The following is a 17567-nucleotide window of genomic DNA, read 5'->3' as shown; positions in this document are numbered from 1 at the left end:
AATAGTATGACTGAGGATAATTTTACAGTACCGACTATGGCCGACATGATGGCCAGCGGCCAACAGCCTGAAGTTTTATTTTGGGTAGGCTGTTCGGGAAGCTTTGACGACAGGGCAAAAAAAATAACTAAAGCATTTGTTAGGATTCTTAACAGTGCCAAAGTACCTTTTGCTGTTTTAGGAACTGAAGAAAGCTGTACGGGAGATCCTGCTAAAAGAGCAGGAAACGAGTTTTTATTCCAGATGCAGGCAATGGCAAATATCGAGGTTCTTAATGCTTATGATGTTAAGAAGATTGTTACTGCTTGTCCGCACTGCTTTAATACCATAAAAAATGAGTATCCTGAACTTGGGGGTACTTATGAAGTGGTTCACCATACAGAATTCCTGAAATCATTATTGGATGATGGCAGGCTTACCATTGAAGGTGGCCAGTTTAAAGGTAAAAAGATTACGTTTCACGATCCTTGTTATCTGGGACGTGCCAATAATATTTATGAAGCACCACGTGACCTTATGGAAAAGCTGGATGCTGAATTAGTAGAGATGAAACGTTCTAAACTTAACGGTCTTTGCTGTGGTGCCGGTGGTGCACAGATGTTTAAAGAGCCGGAAAAAGGTAATAAAGACGTAAACGTTGAGAGAACAGAAGATGCTCTTGAAACACAGCCGGATATTATTGCAGCGGGTTGCCCGTTTTGTAACACGATGCTTACCGATGGTGTAAAAGCTAAGAACAGGGAGCATGATATTAAAGTGATGGATGTGGCAGAATTGATTGCCAATGCAAAAGATTTATAAGATAAGAGATTATGTACGTTCCGTTTGAAACCCTACCTGAAGAATCAAGAATATGGATATATCAGTCTAACAGAAAATTCTCTGATGAGGAAATTGCTGAAATAGAAGTATCACTCAAGGAATTCCTTGAAAGCTGGACTGCACATGGAGCAGGTCTTGAGGCTTCTTATCAAGTTAAATACAACAGGTTTATTATTATTGCCATAAATCAGAGTACACAAGCTGCTACAGGCTGTTCTATTGATGCCTCTGTGCAATTTATTCAGGCTCTGGAGCAGAAGTATGGCGTGGACCTGTTAGATAAGATGAATGTAACATTTAAGCTAGGCGAACATATTGCTTATAAGCCACTTATAGATTTTAAGAAAATGGCTAAGGAAAAAGCAGTATCTGCTAACACAATAGTTTTCAATAATCTTGTAAATACTGTTGGAGAATGGCAGGATTTTTGGGAGGTTCCTGCGGGAGAGAGTTGGCATAGCCGCTTTTTTTAAGATCAAATACACCATAATACTATATATAAATCATCATTAACTATTGGTAATGATGATTTGTTATTTTAAAAAACACAATTATTTAATGAGGCTTTTTGTAATAGTTTTCTTGTTTTCCATCCAATTGGTATCTGCACAGAACTCGAAAGTTTTTAGTGATTACAGCTCTGATGCTGAAAGAAAATGGGTAGACAGCATTTATACGCGTATGTCTTTTGAAGAAAGGGTTGGCCAGCTTTTTATGGTTGCTGCTTATTCTAATAAAGACGCATCTCATGAAAGAGGTGTAGAAAAGCTGATTACTGATTACAAAATTGGTGGACTTATCTTTTTTCAGGGAGGTCCTGTAAGACAGGCAAGACTAACAAACCGCTATCAGGAAAAATCCAAAGTGCCATTGTTCATAGGTATAGATGGAGAATGGGGATTGAGTATGAGACTTGATTCAACCTACCGCTATCCATGGAACATGACTCTTGGCAGTGTTCAGGATATGAAACTGATTGAAAAAATGGGGCAGCAAATGGCAAAACAGGCAAAAAGAATGGGTATCCATTTTAATTTTGCTCCTGTTCTGGATATTAATACAAATCCGTCAAACCCCATAATTGGTAACCGTTCTTTTGGTGAAGATAAGTTTATGGTTACGGAGAGAGCATCAGCTCTTATGAAAGGTATTCAAAGTGAAGGTGTATTTGCTACGGGAAAACACTTTCCGGGGCATGGTGACACGGCTACCGACTCACATCACGCTTTGCCTTTTCTTAATTTTACTAAAGAACGTTTGGATGATGTAGAATTTTACCCATATAAACGTTTATTTAGTGAAGGCCTTTCGAGTATAATGGTTGCTCACCTGAATGTGCCTAGTATAGAACCTATGCCTAATTATCCTACTTCGTTATCTTATAATGTGATTACTAACATTGTTCAGGGTGAACTTGGCTTTAAAGGACTGATTTTTACAGATGCACTTAATATGAAAGGTGCCAGTAGTTATATGCAACCTGGTGATATTGACCTTGAAGCGTTTTTGGCAGGGAATGATGTTTTGCTTTTTGCCGAAAATGTTCCTGTTGCGATTGAAAAGTTCCGTCAGGCTTATGCTGATAGCGTACTATCAGAAGAGCGCCTTCAATTATCGGTAAAAAAAATATTGGCATATAAATACAGAGGAGGTCTTAATCATTATAAGCCAATCGATCTGACGAATTTGTATAATGACCTGAATGGGCACGAATACGATGATCTGAACTATCAACTGTACGAAAATGCGGTTACAGTTCTAAAGAATGAAGAAGAGACTGTCCCGGTAATGGCTCTTGAGAATGAGAAAATTGCTTATGTTAAGTTAGGTGATGATGATGGTTCGAATTATCTGACAACACTTCAGAAATATGCTGAAGTTACCGAAGTTCAGGAAGATAGTCTCCATTTGCTTAGCGCTAAACTAAAAGATTTTACTATAGTTATTGTTGGCTATCATAAAGCTGACGGTGCCTGGAAAAAACACGATCTTTCAGCCAAAGAACTTACCTGGCTTGATACCATAGCAAAGAACAAGCGTGTAATATTTACCCATTTTGCCAAACCTTATTCACTAACCCCAATTAAGAGTTTTAAGAATATTAAAACGGTTATATTGGCATATCAAAACAATGCCATTGCACAGACTGTTGCTGCTGAAATTGTGTTTGGCGCATTAGGTTCTAAAGGGAAAATCCCTGTAAGCATAGCTTCAACATTTAAGTTAAATGATGGTGTGTTTACTAAAACTACAAACAGACTTGGTTTTACCACACCTGAAAATGTAGCGATGAGTTCGGCTAAACTGAGTAAAATTGATATGATAGCACAACGTGCCATCAATGAGAAAATGACGCCGGGCCTTCAGGTTCTGGTTGCTCGAAAAGGCAAGGTTATCTATCAGAAATCTTTTGGTTATCATACCTATGTTAATGATGTAAAAGTAAAAAACTCTGATATTTATGACGTTGCTTCATTAACCAAAATATTGGCAACATTACCTAACGTCATGCAGTTGTATGATACAGGAAAGGTCAAACTTGATACTCAGTTAGGTGATATGCTGCCTGTTTTTGCGGATACGGATAAAAAGCATATCACATTAAAAGACATGCTGTTGCATCAGGCACGTTTTCAGCCGTGGATGCCATTTTATCAGCAGACACTTGATAGTAATAAGAAACCCGATTCGTTGCTTTACAGAAACTTTTACAGCCCAGAATTTCCTAATCAGGTTACAGAAAACCTGTTCCTGATAAAAGGTTATCAGGATACTATTGTTAAGCGAATTGCCGATAGTAAGCTGTTGAAGAAAAAGGAATACAAGTACAGTGATTTTTCATTCATTCTGTTGAAAGAATATCTGGAGCGTAAAACAGGTAAGTCTTTGGATGATTTAGCGTATAAAAACTTTTATAAGCCGCTTGGAGCTGCTTCAACTTCATACAATCCATTGCGTAGATGGGATATGTGTAATATTCCGCCAACGGAAATTGACAACTACTTCCGTTACACAGAGATTCAGGGGTATGTTCATGATATGGCAGCGGCGATGGAAGACGGAGTTGCAGGACATGCAGGATTATTCTCTAATTCGATGGATGTTGCCAAGATTATGCAGATGTATCTTCAGAAAGGAAATTATGGAGGTAAACAGTATTTTTCTGCTCATACTTTTGATACCTTTAATACCTGCTATAATTGTAAGGAAGGTAACAGGAGAGGGCTTGGCTTTGATAAGCCACAGCTTGAGAAATCAGGACCTACATGCGGATGTGTTTCTAAAGCGAGTTTTGGGCATACCGGATTTACAGGTACTATGACATGGGCTGATCCTGAGACTGAGATTGTTTATGTTTTCCTTTCTAATCGTACCTATCCGGAGGCAGGTGAAAACAGGCTTTCTAAAGAGAACATTAGGGAGGATATACAGAAAGCTATTGAGGATGCAATTATTGAGTAAGTTTATCAGACAAACAAAAATATAAGTTATGCAATACTTTGTTGATACCGCTGACCAATACATGGACGCTATACCTGAAGACAGGAAAGCACCAATGATGAAGCTACGCAAGGCTATTACAGATAATTTGCCAGAGGGATTTAGTGAAGGCGTTTCTTATGGTATGTTAGGATGGGCAGTTCCTCATTCTTTATATCCCGCGGGTTACCATTGTGATCCTAAACAGGCACTTCCTTTTTTGGCAATAGCTTCTCAAAAGAATTTTATTGCTTTTTATCATATGGGAATTTATGCTGATAAAGAACTACATGACTGGTTTGTGGCTGAATTTCCTAAACACAGTAAATACAAGCTGGATATGGGCAAAAGTTGTATTCGCTTTAAAAAGCCGGATGCAATCCCTTTTGAATTAATTGCTGAATTGGTTGGTAAAATGACACCACAGCAATGGATTGAGCTTTATGAAAACAATTTAAAGCGTTAATTTTTTGACAGATAACGATTACGTTAATTTCCATAGAAAACGGGGCTTTGCCCTGTTTTTTTGTTTAAATTCGTCTCTTTATTAGACACTTTATGAAAATCGCAATAGTATGTTATCCCACGTTTGGCGGTAGCGGTGTGGTAGCCACTGAGCTTGGTCTGGAACTCGCACGCAGGGGACACGAAATACACTTTATAACGTATAGTCAACCGGTAAGGCTGGCACTTTTAAATCCTAATATCCATTACCACGAGGTGCACGTTCCTGAATATCCTCTTTTCCATTATCAGCCTTATGAACTGGCATTGTCCAGTAAGCTTGTAGACATGGTTAAATTGTATGGTATAGAACTTTTACATGTACATTATGCCATTCCTCATGCCTATGCAGGCTATATGGCTAAAAAGATGCTGAAAGAACAGGGAATTAAAATTCCGATGGTAACAACGCTTCACGGTACGGATATTACGCTTGTTGGAAATCACCCATTTTACAAACCTGCTGTAAGTTTCAGTATCAACCATTCAGATATTGTGACCTCAGTATCACAGGATCTTAAAGATGATACGTACAGACTATTTGATATTAAAAGGGAAATAGAAGTTATTCCTAACTTTATTGAAATAGATAAGAATCGTATAGATACTACGTCAGAATGCCATCGTTCGCTTATGGCTACAGAAACCCAGAAGATCGTTACACATATTAGCAACTTCAGAAAGGTAAAGCGCATTCCGGATGTCATTAAAATATTTAATGAGATACAGAAGAAAATGCCGGCCAAACTAATGATGGTAGGCGATGGACCTGAAAAAGCTCCGGCTGAAGCGCTTTGTGAAGAATTAGGTATAAGCGACAAGGTTATTTTCTTTGGGAACAGCCACGAGATAAGCAAGATATTATGTTTCTCGGATTTATTCCTGTTACCATCAGAAACAGAGAGTTTTGGACTTGCAGCACTTGAAGCAATGGCTAGTGGGGTTCCTGTAATATCGAGTAATACAGGAGGTCTTCCGGAAGTTAATAAAGAGGGGGTTTCCGGTTATCTTGGGAATGTTGGGGACGTTGACTATATGGCTGAAAAAGCCATCGAGATACTTTCTGATGATGCAAAATTATTTGAGTTCAAATCGAATGCACTTAAGGTTTCACAGGAGTTTGATGTACAGCAGATTGTACCAATGTATGAAAAGGTTTACCGCAAAGCTTTGAAGATGCATGCCAAGTAAGAAAAACTCACATTATTAAAAATGGCATAAAAAATGTAATGGTGTAATAAATCATTAAATCAAATCTTATGAAAAAAGTAATTACGTTTTGCCTAATGCTTATGCTGCTTTCAAGCTGCAGTTTTAAAATTGTAAATAATATTCAGGTCGATGCGGCTGTTGTTTTCGAAATACTTAAGCAGGATGCTTATGGTGGTCGTGATGCCAAATCGAATGTGGTTATAAAATCTCACGACGAACTTTTAGCACTTTATAAAGAATTGGGCTGGAGTAATGTACCTACCGTTGATTTCTCTCAAAATAATGTGGTAGCAATTTTTATGGGGCAAAAGAACACTGGAGGATACAGTGTTGGTGTACGTAAAGTAACGATTGAAGATAATACCGCAATTATAAATACTACAGAGACCAAACCGGAAGGTATGGCTACTATGGCGCTTACAGCACCATATTGTATAGTAGTAGTTGCTAAGACTGATAAGGTAGTGGTAGAGTAATAATTTCTATCTTCAAATAATATAAAAGCCCCTATAAGGGGCTTTATTTTTTAAATGTGTTTTCTAAATGTTGTTCTTGCTGAATCCCATTTGATTGTATGGTAATCGTATGGGATTTTTCTTTTCTTATGGTTTAATACTTCACTTTCTTCCTGTGTAATTCGTCTTATCACTCTATTTGTTTCATTATTGAAACGATGGAATGCTCTTAAAAAATCTTGAGAATCGAAAGTATCTTTTTCAGCACCTACAGTGATAAATTTCAAATTGTCTGGAATAGTATCAGTAAGTACTTTTCTTTTTATAAATTTTTCTACTTCAGTCGATGGAATTTTAAATAATAGCTCAGGATTCAAATTAATAAATTTGGCAGGATAACTATCTTCTGTTAATCCAGTACCACAGCCTGAATGCATTGGTTCGTTGTGATGATAGTAATACAAACTCCCAACTGAATCTACAAGAAAGTTATGAATTGAATAATGTTGATCTATAGCTGGTGGAAGAGGTATATCTTCAGGATTTTGTTCCTTTTTCTGTTGTTCTCTAAGGGCTTCAAATGTAAAAAATATAGATGGTTCTTTTTTTCCTTCATCGTCTAAGAAATCCTTTCTACAGGAAACCACGGCTATTAAACTGAATAAAATAAAAAACCTTTTCATAACTATTTCACCGTAAGTTCCACATATACAGGAAAATGATCTGAAGGATAGCGGTTGTACTTAACGTCTACTAAAGTCTCATATTTATTGACTGTAATGGTTTTAGGGACGAATACATAGTCAATTCGGACTTTAGGTTTTTCTTTCATATTAAAGCCATTAAATGTAGCTACCGAACCCGAAGTTTCTTCTGCTACAATCCTGCAGTCATTCAATTGTGTTGTTATTAGCTTAATGGGCTCACTGTCGGGCTCAAGGTTGAAATCTCCCGTAAGAGCAAATGGAAAGTTATTTGTATTCACGGCTTTGATCTTATCGAGAATAAGCCTAGCACTGTTTTGGCGTGCTGTATTCCCTATATGATCAAAATGGGTATTGAAGACCCATATTTTTTGTTTTGTTTTCAGGTTTTCAAACAATCCATAAGTACAAACCCTTTTACAGGCTGCATCCCAGCCCATAGATACTTTGTCCGGAGTAGATGACAACCAAAATGTAGATTGTTCAATAACCTTGTACTTTGAGGTATTATAAAATATCGCTGAAAATTCACCTTCGCGCTTGCCATCATCCCTGCCTACACCAATATATTTATAGTTTTTAAGGTTTTCATTAAGATAATCCATCTGTTGCGGTAAAGCCTCCTGAACCCCCATAAAGTCGGGATTCTTTTGCAACACCTGACTGGCGAGCATTTCTTTACGATTGTCCCAGCGGTTTTCGACATCGCTTGCTACATCAAGCCTGATGTTATAGGACATGACCGTGATATCCTGAGCGTTTATATTGGTAAAAGTTAATATGATTAAAGAGAGAATGAAAAGTTTTTTCATGGCTTAATAATTTGAAGCGGGAAGATAACCATTTCCGATAAGGTCATCAATAGAATTAACAGTAATTAGACGTCCGTTTCGCAGTAAAAGACAATTGTTCGCAGTTTCAAGGATATCATCATAATAATGATCGGTCATAATGATGCCTTTCGTTGTTTTCAGGCTTAGTAGTTTCTCTTTTATTTTTTCTCTGTATAACGGTTCAACCATAGACAAAGGCTCATCAAGCATAAGAAAAGGGTGGGGCAGTGTGCTGATAAGCATCAGTTCAAAATAACGTAGTTCACCCATAGAAAGGTTTCCAGCTTTGGTATTTGCCATGCGGGCTATAAGAGGATCATACAATATTTTATCCTGCTTGTCACCTTCTTTAAAATACAAAGGAGCAATATCCCTTACTTTAAGACTTTTTGGAAGGAATGATTCCTGGGGGAGATAAGCGATCTTCTGTTGAGGGATAATTTCTTCCGGTGATATATTTTTGCCATCTATTGATACTCGTATCTTATCAGCTTTCAATGTACCGAACAGTATTTTTAACAAAGTTGATTTTCCTGTGCCATTACGGCCAAGAATACCAATTATATCTCCGGTTTTGCATTCAAAAGCAATATAGTCTAGAACTGACTTGCTTTTAAAATTCTTAGCTAATTCGCTAATGGTTAGTGTATGCATAATTAGCCAATTAGAAATAATGTTAAACCAATAATAAGTATAGGGATGTTGACTAAAAAAGTATTTTGTGCCAATTTTCTTCGTGTGTAACCCAAGTTATGGTAAAAGTAATATTGGTTCTTATAATAATAATTGAAATAGAGTATACCAACACCTGTTCCAAAAGAGCCATAAATCAAAATCAGCCAGATAAAATCTAATTTAATGGCAGCAAATATGGTGCTGAAAGCAAGATTTGCTATTGATGTGATGCGGTAATAGAGCCAAAAAGCCTTTGTGTTCGGGTGTTTCATTTTACCAATGTACAATTACATTCTTAATAAACGTAAGGTTTACCTGTAAAATTATGAGGCATAAAAAATGCCGGGTTAACCGGCATGTTAATTATAGAGTTTGTGAGGTGAGTCCGAAAAACCTGAACTCTCCGTGAACTTTTACGAACTGGAAAGCGTGACTTGATCCCGGATGGCCCTTTGATAATTCGTTTGGTTTATATGTTGGAACCCATACTTCATATACCTTAAGGTCTTTAGAATCAGAACCGTCTTTAATAAAAGATGGTTTGAATCCTTTTAAAATCATACTATTGAAAGCATATCCTCTGCTCGTTAGTGCCTTATAAACCGGTGATAGTTTAAAATCTTCAGCAACAGTAATATAAAATACATCTGAAGGAACATAATGCATAATATCGCCCTGTTCGCCACTACCCGGACATTCAGCACAGTCTAACTTTACCAGCGCTATACTATCAAAAGTCATTTTATCTTTATTCTCTAATGCTTTTATAAAAGCTACAAAAGTTTTATCAAGCTCATCCCATTCGGTTGTTTTTTTGACAGGAGTTGGTTTTGTTGCAGCGGGTTTTGCTACGGGCTTTTTTTTCTGGGCAAAGCCGGGAGTTGCAATAAGTATAAAAGCTATGATAAGGTATTTCATGGTTATCTTTTTTCTGCTGCGAATATAACTAAACTAATAACGCAAAAAACGCCGGTATTAATACCAGCGTCTTTTATTTTTTTTAGAAGCCTCAGACTTCCTTGATTTATTTTGTCCTCCCTGTTGCTTGTTTTTGTTTCGCAGATCAGGTTTTTTAGAAGTGTCCGATTTGGTTTCCTCGGCATAAGGATAAGGATGTCCTTCAATTACTTTAAGCTTGATTCGGATAAGCTTTTCGATATCCTTGAGATAAGGAAGCTCGTCTTTACCGCAGAAAGATATGGCAAGGCCTTCATTTCCGGCTCTACCCGTACGTCCTATACGGTGTACATAGGTTTCAGGAATATTCGGGAGATCAAAGTTAATTACATACGGAAGGCTCTCAATATCAATACCACGGGCAGCAATATCGGTAGCGACAAGAACAGGAATTTCTTTATTCTTAAAAGCATCCAGTATTCGTTGTCTTGCGCTTTGTGATTTGTCGCCATGAATGGCTCCTGCTTCAACTCCGTTCTTTTTTAGGGCTTTCACCACATTGTCAGCACCGTGCTTAGTACGGGTAAATACCAATACATTGCTCAGGCTCTCATTGCGGATAAGATGGTAAAGCAACTTACGTTTGTCACCTTTATCTACAAAATATATTTGCTGTTTAACCCTCTCGGCTGTAGATGACACCGGAGTTACCGAAACATATTTAGGATTGGTCAGGAAACTGTCTGCCAGCTCACGAATTGCCAAAGGCATGGTTGCCGAGAATAATAATGTCTGTCTGTTATCGGGTGTAAGCTTGATAATTTTCTTCACATCATTGATAAAGCCCATATCCAGCATCTGATCGGCTTCGTCAAGGACTAGTGTATGTAGGTGGTCAAGATTTACAAACCCCTGCTTGTGAAGATCTAATAACCTTCCGGGAGTAGCAATGAGAACATCAACCCCTTTTTTAAGCTGATCGGTTTGTGATATCTGGTTAACGCCACCAAAAATAGTAAGCTGGCGGATGTTTGTATATTTTCCGTAGGTATCAAAACTTTCACCTATTTGTATAGCAAGCTCTCGGGTAGGCGTAATTATCAGGGCACGGATGTGCTTTACCTTCTTAATCGAACCTACAATAGGGTGTATTGCATTGATGATAGGTATAGCAAAAGCCGCTGTTTTTCCCGTACCTGTTTGTGCACAGCCTACAAGGTCAGTGCCTTCAAGAATAATAGGAATGGCTTGTTCCTGGATAGGAGTAGGATTTTTATAACCTTCTTCTGCCAGGGCCTGTTGTATATTTCGAATTAAATTTAGTTCGTCGAATGTCATGTATATGATGTTTAGTTCTTTGCAGAAACTGCGAAGACGTTGCAAAGATAGGTTAAAAAAAATTAGCGTATGTTTAGGGTATACCGGCATATAAAGCCGTAATTTTACAATCTCAAATTTACCCTCTATCATATACAGCAGTTATGCCAAAAACTGAAAATAAAGCACTCAAATCTACATTTATTGGGATAATAGTCAGTGGAATACTGGCAATTTTAAAAGCTTTGGGCGGTATTTTTGGTAATTCCTATGCTCTTATTGCAGACGCTATAGAATCTACCGCTGATATATTTACTTCTACAATGCTGTGGCTCGGACTCAAATGGGCCTCAAAACCTGCCGATGAAGATCATCCTTACGGTCATGGTAAGGCAGAAGCTCTTATCGCGATTGGCATAGCTCTGGCACTTACTATAGCGGCTTTTGTAATAGGGAAGGAGAGTGTACATAATATAATGACACCGCATAAATCGCCTAAAGCCTATACACTTATTATTTTACTGATTGTTATTGTCACAAAGGAGATTCTTTACCGTTATGTAAAGAAAGTAGGTGTTGGGATAAACAGTGAGGCTGTTAAGGCTGATGCTTTTCACCACAGGAGTGATGCTATTACCTCACTTGCAGCTTTTATAGGTATTACTATTTCTCTGATAGGAGGTAAGGGCTACGAAGCGGCAGATGATTATGCAGCTTTGTTTGCTGGCGTTATTATCCTTATCAATGTCTATCAGATAGCAAGGCCGGCAATAGGTGAGTTGCTCGACGAAGATTTAGATCCTTCTTTAAATGAAAGAGTCAGGGAGCTGGCTTCAGAGGTTGAAGGCGTTACCCATGTACAAAAATGCCATACGCGTAAGATGGGAGTGCTTAACCACGCCGATTTACATATATGGGTTGATGGAGAACTATCAGTAACTGAAGGACATACTATTTCACATGCTGTTAAAGATCATATACAACATACTCTGCCGCAATTCATAGAAATCATGATTCATATTGAACCTGATGGGCATCATGATTGATTTTTAGTTTATTCGCTGTAGGGATCCATTAATCCGTTTGGAGAATAGGTAAGTTTATTAAAGAATTGAGCCGGATTGATATTTCCATCAATTACATTGCTGTATACAATTTTTTCCTTTTTGTTTTCAAAATAGCTTAATACTGCCCTGATTTTGGTTTTATATGTTCCATCATATAAAGGCATTGTAAAATCCCAATATTCGCCCGATTCTAAATATACATTGTGATAACTATTACCGCACCAGCTTTTAGGAGTATATTCAATATCTCTCCAGTTGCCATTATTATCCTGGGCCTGTAATATAATCTCAAGTCTGCTGTCACTTGCGTTTATGGTTGCTTTTTTTCCACTTGTATTAGCAAGATAAACTTTACATCCATTAAATTCCTCTTCAAAAACTGCTTTTTCTTCAGGAGAGATGACAAGCGATAATTGCTTTTTCGGAAAATTTTTTGAGCCTATTTTCTTGGGCATATTATCAGATCTGCCCCATCCATTATGTTTTTCCGTTTTTGAATAGGCATAGAAATATCCCCTCAACATATAATCTATGTTTAAAGATCTGACAGTTTGTTTTGTTGTATCTATGTCTTTTTCTTGCCATATAACACCTCCCTCTTTGTTTATGTAGGTAAGTTTGTCATTAATGAATGTCATAAGCAAACCATCAATAAAACCATTAGTATCAAAAAAGTCAACTATAGGTTTCAGGATTATCTCATCCTTGAGGTTGCATATACCATAGTGTGCATTGTCATCAGCGTCATATTCACGGAAAAAGACATATTCATCTAAAACACCGCAATCATGTATTTCGTTAAATCTCGGTTTTATAACATAAACGCCGTTAGTATCTATAACTCCCCACTTATAATTAAGTGCCTGAACAACCGCATAATCTCCAACAAAAACATTATTCTCATATTCTCCGGCTATATTTTTAAATACGCTATCCCCCAGAACTTCAAATTTTTCGTTGATTAGTTTGTAATTTCTGTCATAACTAATAAAGGCTCTATTGTTTGAAAAACTTTCAAATGAATTTTTATCAGGATCACTGAAAATTAATTTTCCTGTCGCATTTAAGTATCCCCGGTCAAATTTAGCATCCTTAGGTTTTTCCGTAAAACTATAGTCATAAACGGCTATATATCCATTGTTAAATTTACCTCTAAGGCTGCTATATTCATTATGATATTTAAATAATACTTTGCCTTTAGTGTCAATCACGGCACTTTTGTATTGTTCATCAGAACTAACTACAGCATAGCCATCATCTGAAAAAGATTCAATTTCAGAATAAATTCCAGGTTGAACAATAGTATTTCCCAAAGAGTCGATCAAACAATAATTATTATCCATAGTGGTGGCTATTGATACACCCTTTCTGAATTCGCCGATTGAACTATAAATAGTGTCAGTAAGAAGCTTTTTATCTTTTAAAGAGTATAATCCTCTTTTACGAGTTTTTGTACTTACTATAGCTGTATGATCTGATAATATACTTATAGAATGGAAAACATCAGGCAGTGCTTTTTCTCCTTTTTTATTGATTATTTCTCTTTTACCATTTTTATAAACTAAAGCAAAATCTTTATAAAAATAAGAGGCATAGTCATATTGCGGTTGAATTATATATTTACCATTTGTATCTATAAAACCATAAAGACCATTTTCTCTCACGGCGGCTACACCATCTGAAAAATTTCCTCCATTAATGTAAACAGGTTGGATAACAATTTCTCCTTTAGTGTTAATATATCCAATCTTATTGTTTTCCGTTATACGAAAACGGGCATCTGATTGGGCAAAAAATAATGCCGTTGTAAATAATGCAAAAAATGAGGCTATAATTTTCATCGGCAGTAAAGGGTTTAGTTTTTAAAAATCGTTTTTCGCTTTCATAAAATCAGTTACCAGATAGGCAATAAGCTTTCCGGTAAGATGGTTGTTTTTTTCATTATCAAGGTCGGGAGCACCTTCGCACAAATGCAGGTAGGTTGCATTTTTATGCTGTCCGAAATAATGAATGAACTGACGTACTTTTTCTACGCTGAATCCGCTCGGAGTAATAGCACTGCTTGCAATGTTAGGTAATGCATCCAGGTCGATTTCAATACCATACGGATCATCTTCTATAAAGCCAAGTGCATGAGCCATCTCTTCAGAGAAACTTTTTTCTTTTCGCACGCTTATTTGCTCATAGGTATTGAATTTAATACGGTCGTAATGTTTCTTTATGTTTTCCATTACAGCTTTAGAGGTGTAGTTCTCATGTAACCCGAAAATGAAATATTTTTTAAGGAAACCTTCTTCAAAAGCATAGGAAAAACCATTACCGCTATGGCGTCCTTCAAGTTGTCTGAAATCGGTGTGGGCATCAAAGTTAATGGCACTTACGGGTTTACCTTTGGCCAGAGCTGTTCCTTTAATATTACCATAGGCATTGTTGTGACCTCCACCAATTATAATCGGAATCTTACCTGCTGCTATGATCTGGCAAACCACATGGGCAACATCCTTATCAATTTTATCTACCAGTTCAGATAGTTGTTTACGCCCCTCTGCACTGGTAGCATCTATTGATGCTGCTTCTTCCATAATTGCGGAAACATCAATTTTTCCTAATATGATAAGATTACTCCCTTTGGCATATTTATTATGCTGAAGATTTACAATGCTTTTGATAGCCGATTCCCACGCTGAAGCAGTACCCGGACGCCCAAAGTTAGCACGTACACCTACATCTTCAGGAATACCTATCATAACATACTCAGCTTCACTCGATTTAAGAAATTCAGTTATGCTTATTCCGTTAGGAACAGTAATTATCCTTTCGCCGAATTTAATCTCCCCGCTTCGGTGTGCTGTGTATTTTGTAAGGTCGTTAACAGTGAATCTTATTATGTTTTCCATGATGTTTTTGTTGGATTCAAAAATACTATATTCCGCTAATTTTTCGTTAAAATCATAGTGGCAAATTAAAATTAATATAAATTTGGAAAAAATATTTTAACAATGGAAAATCAAAAAAGTAATTCAAGCTTAAAGGCAATTATAGTAATATTGGCAATATTACTAGTGGGAAGTCTTGCTTACATGTACAAAATGAGTACGGACAGCGAGACTACAGAAAAAACATTACTATCTGAAAAAGAACAGCTTATTCATGACCTTGAAGAAAAGAAGGCTAGTTATGATGCTGCTATCGCAGAAAACTCTTCATTAAAAGGAGATCTTGAGGCAGAACGTGCAAAAATTGAAGAACTTCTTGCTGAAGTTAAAAAGTCTAAAGGAGATGCTGCTTCTTTAGCACGTTACAAAAATCAGTACATCAAACTTAAACGTGATTACGATGCTCTGATTGCTGAAAACAATTCATTAAAAGATCAGAATGCTAGACTAACTACTCAGCGTGATAGTACTGCAACTGCGCTTGGAGAGTCTAAAAGGTACAATGATACACTTGTAGGACAAAACGAAAAACTTTCTAGAACGGTTGAAAAAGCAGCGAAGCTTCAGCTTCTTAACCTTCACATTCAGCCTTACAAAGAAAGAAGCTCAGGTAAACTGGTTCAGACGGATAAAGCAAGTAGAGTTGATGTAATAAGGGTTAGCTTTACAATTGCTGCAAACGAAGTGGCTCAGGCAGGTAACAAAGTATACTATGTACAGGTTATCGATCCTAAAAACAATGTAATTGGTGAAAAAGCTACTGAAGCTTTTGGTGACCAGTCACTTACTTACAGCTTTATTACTAATGCTGTTTATGAAAACAAAACTATGGAAGTTAAAGAAACAATTTCAGGAAAAGATTTTGCTAAAGGACTTTATACTGTAAATGTGTTTGATAAAGGCCAGTTGGTTGGTAACACGACATTCAACCTTAGATAATAAGGTGAAAAAAAATACTTATTGAAAGAGCTGCCTCAAAAGGGCAGCTCTTTTTTTATGGCCAGTTAGATGTGTTCTTGAATCCCCAGTTCCAAAAGTGTAGAAAAGTGTGGAAAGTGTAGAAAAATCGGACAAATGAATTAAAATATTTTTTGTTTAATTCATTGATTTACAGTGGTTTTTGTGTAAAGGTATAATGTTTGGTATTAGATTATTCAAAAATTGTGAATAGAAGGGGCTCATGCCCCTGAATTCATCCCCAAAAAAACGCCTATAATGCTAAATTACACACAAACTACTGCCTCATTTCCACTTGGGGAAATGAAAGAAAAAGAACCTGCTGAAAAATCGCAGAAAATGAATATCATAAAACAGTTGAAGGCACAACGCCGTAAACAACGATTTGTAATGTCCGGAACATTTTTCCTGCTGACAGGAGCTATTATAGCTGTCTTTTTTCTGAAAGATGAATTCGAACAATTAAATCTGGACAGGTTATCAACAAATTGGGGTTTAGCCTTATTATTACTTACCGGTGTATTATTCCTGTTCCAGACTTGCTTTTTCATTTATAATATAATACTCTATTTTAGATATAAGCTCATTAAATCGGTTTCTGACGACCTGTTGCCGGTATGTACTGTAATTGTGCCTGCTTATAATGAGGGAAGATTGGTTTTTGATACTTTGGTTAGCCTTGCCAAAAGCAATTACCCTGAGGCTAAACTTGAAATAATGGCTATAGATGATGGCAGTAAAGATGATACATGGCAATGGATGCAACGTGCCAAAGCGGAACTGGGAGACAGGATATCGATTTGTCAGCAACCAGAAAACAGAGGTAAGCGTCACGCGTTGTACCGTGGTTTTCAATCGGGAAGGGGTGATGTTTTTGTGACGGTAGACAGCGATTCTGTAGTAATGAACGACACCCTGCGCAATTTGGTGAGTCCTTTTGTTACTAATAAGAATTGTGGCGCAGTTGCAGGAAACGTTCGTGTACTGAATAATAAGAAAGCCATTATCCCTAAAATGCTTAATGTTAGTTTTGCCATGAGCTTTGAGTTTATGCGATCTGCCGAAAGTGCTTTGGGATCAGTAATGTGTACGCCGGGTGCACTGGCTGCCTACAGAAGAGATGCTGTATTTAACTGCCTTGAAGAATGGATAGACCAGAGTTTTATGGGACAACCATCAAACATAGGTGAAGATCGAGCAATGACCAATATGATACTTAAACAGGGACATCATGTAGTGTTTCAGAAAAATGCTGTTGTATTTACAAATGTTCCTGAAAAACTTAACGGATTATCTAAAATGTTCATACGATGGGGAAGGAGTAACATTAGGGAGAACATAATGATGTCAAAATTTATATTTGCTAAGTTTCGCGAGGGAAGCAGGATTGGGGCAAGACTTTTATTCATCAATCAACTTATAAGAATCGTAATGGCCTATCCGCTGATATTGCTAATGCTCTTATTTGTTGTAACACATCCTTTACTTTTCTTGAGTTCTACTTTAGTAGGTATTTTAGTATTCTCAAGTTTTTCGGTACTTTTTTATTCTAAAAAACACAATGTTAAAGGCGCTTTTTGGGCATATTCTTATAGTATACTTTACACGTTTTGTTTGTTTTGGATAACGCCTTATGCTATTGCTACTATGGGACGCAGTGGATGGCTTACAAGAGAATTGGTACAGGAAAAAAGTATTACATAAACTA

16 protein-coding genes are annotated in these 17567 nt (G+C 37.0%); 9 read left to right on the top strand and 7 right to left on the bottom strand.

What is annotated here, in order from left to right; genetic code table 11:
* Window positions 1-6 precede the first annotated feature (6 nt).
* From ACFSR3_RS16170 to ACFSR3_RS16145, 6 genes are all read left to right on the top strand, one after another.
* On the top strand, window positions 7-801 hold the full coding sequence (locus ACFSR3_RS16170) for a (Fe-S)-binding protein (RefSeq protein ID WP_379822465.1): 795 nt from the start codon (window positions 7-9) through the stop codon (window positions 799-801).
* An 11-nt stretch (window positions 802-812) separates the two neighbouring features.
* Window positions 813-1295, top strand: a complete 483-nt coding sequence (locus ACFSR3_RS16165; RefSeq protein ID WP_114757240.1) for an ABC transporter ATPase — start codon at window positions 813-815, stop codon at window positions 1293-1295.
* 85 nt (window positions 1296-1380) lie between these two features.
* Window positions 1381-4284, top strand: a complete 2904-nt coding sequence (locus tag ACFSR3_RS16160; RefSeq protein WP_379822462.1) for a glycoside hydrolase family 3 N-terminal domain-containing protein — start codon at window positions 1381-1383, stop codon at window positions 4282-4284.
* Window positions 4285-4312: 28 nt separating this feature from the next.
* Window positions 4313-4768, top strand: a complete 456-nt coding sequence (locus ACFSR3_RS16155) for a DUF1801 domain-containing protein (protein WP_379822460.1) — start codon at window positions 4313-4315, stop codon at window positions 4766-4768.
* 92 nt (window positions 4769-4860) lie between these two features.
* On the top strand, window positions 4861-5997 hold the full coding sequence (bshA, locus tag ACFSR3_RS16150; protein WP_114757243.1) for an N-acetyl-alpha-D-glucosaminyl L-malate synthase BshA: 1137 nt from the start codon (window positions 4861-4863) through the stop codon (window positions 5995-5997).
* Window positions 5998-6065: 68 nt separating this feature from the next.
* Window positions 6066-6494, top strand: a complete 429-nt coding sequence (locus ACFSR3_RS16145; protein ID WP_379822458.1) for a protease complex subunit PrcB family protein — start codon at window positions 6066-6068, stop codon at window positions 6492-6494.
* Window positions 6495-6544: 50 nt separating this feature from the next.
* On the opposite strand, the gene ACFSR3_RS16140 is transcribed toward ACFSR3_RS16145, so the two are convergent.
* The 5 genes from ACFSR3_RS16140 to ACFSR3_RS16120 form a co-directional block, all read right to left on the bottom strand.
* Window positions 6545-7156 carry a hypothetical protein gene (locus ACFSR3_RS16140; RefSeq protein ID WP_379822457.1) on the bottom strand — a complete coding sequence of 204 codons (612 nt, stop codon included), beginning with the start codon at window positions 7154-7156 and terminating at the stop codon, window positions 6545-6547.
* 2 nt (window positions 7157-7158) lie between these two features.
* Complete coding sequence (locus ACFSR3_RS16135) at window positions 7159-7989, bottom strand: endonuclease/exonuclease/phosphatase family protein (protein ID WP_379822456.1); 831 nt, start codon at window positions 7987-7989, stop codon at window positions 7159-7161.
* A 3-nt stretch (window positions 7990-7992) separates the two neighbouring features.
* Window positions 7993-8664 (bottom strand): ATP-binding cassette domain-containing protein, encoded by a 672-nt coding sequence (locus ACFSR3_RS16130; RefSeq protein WP_379822454.1) that lies wholly within the window; start codon window positions 8662-8664, stop codon window positions 7993-7995.
* Between the two features lie 384 nt (window positions 8665-9048).
* The gene (locus tag ACFSR3_RS16125) at window positions 9049-9603 is read right to left on the bottom strand and encodes a hypothetical protein (RefSeq protein ID WP_379822452.1); all 555 of its coding nucleotides are present in this window, start codon (window positions 9601-9603) and stop codon (window positions 9049-9051) included.
* Between the two features lie 57 nt (window positions 9604-9660).
* A complete protein-coding gene (locus tag ACFSR3_RS16120) occupies window positions 9661-10920 on the bottom strand; it encodes a DEAD/DEAH box helicase (protein WP_379822449.1) in 1260 nt (419 codons plus the stop codon).
* A gap of 143 nt (window positions 10921-11063) precedes the next feature.
* On the opposite strand from ACFSR3_RS16120, the gene ACFSR3_RS16115 reads away from it, so the two are divergent.
* Window positions 11064-11945 (top strand): cation diffusion facilitator family transporter, encoded by an 882-nt coding sequence (locus ACFSR3_RS16115; RefSeq protein ID WP_379822447.1) that lies wholly within the window; start codon window positions 11064-11066, stop codon window positions 11943-11945.
* An 8-nt stretch (window positions 11946-11953) separates the two neighbouring features.
* Here ACFSR3_RS16115 and ACFSR3_RS16110 read toward each other — a convergent pair whose 3' ends face one another.
* Both ACFSR3_RS16110 and ACFSR3_RS16105 read right to left on the bottom strand, forming a co-directional pair.
* Complete coding sequence (locus ACFSR3_RS16110) at window positions 11954-13807, bottom strand: WG repeat-containing protein (RefSeq protein WP_379822445.1); 1854 nt, start codon at window positions 13805-13807, stop codon at window positions 11954-11956.
* Between the two features lie 21 nt (window positions 13808-13828).
* Window positions 13829-14863 (bottom strand): formimidoylglutamase, encoded by a 1035-nt coding sequence (locus tag ACFSR3_RS16105; RefSeq protein WP_379822443.1) that lies wholly within the window; start codon window positions 14861-14863, stop codon window positions 13829-13831.
* A gap of 102 nt (window positions 14864-14965) precedes the next feature.
* Here ACFSR3_RS16105 and ACFSR3_RS16100 point away from each other — a divergent pair, with 102 nt between their 5' ends.
* The gene (locus ACFSR3_RS16100) at window positions 14966-15841 is read left to right on the top strand and encodes a hypothetical protein (RefSeq protein WP_379822442.1); all 876 of its coding nucleotides are present in this window, start codon (window positions 14966-14968) and stop codon (window positions 15839-15841) included.
* 357 nt (window positions 15842-16198) lie between these two features.
* Complete coding sequence (locus ACFSR3_RS16095; protein ID WP_379822820.1) at window positions 16199-17563, top strand: glycosyltransferase; 1365 nt, start codon at window positions 16199-16201, stop codon at window positions 17561-17563.
* Window positions 17564-17567: the final 4 nt, after the last annotated feature.

Source organism: Flavobacterium suzhouense (assembly GCF_042684765.1).
Lineage (GTDB): Bacteria > Bacteroidota > Bacteroidia > Flavobacteriales > Flavobacteriaceae > Flavobacterium > Flavobacterium suzhouense.
The sequence above is the reverse complement of the archived record's forward strand: the minus strand, read 5'-3'. Positions and strand labels throughout refer to the sequence as shown.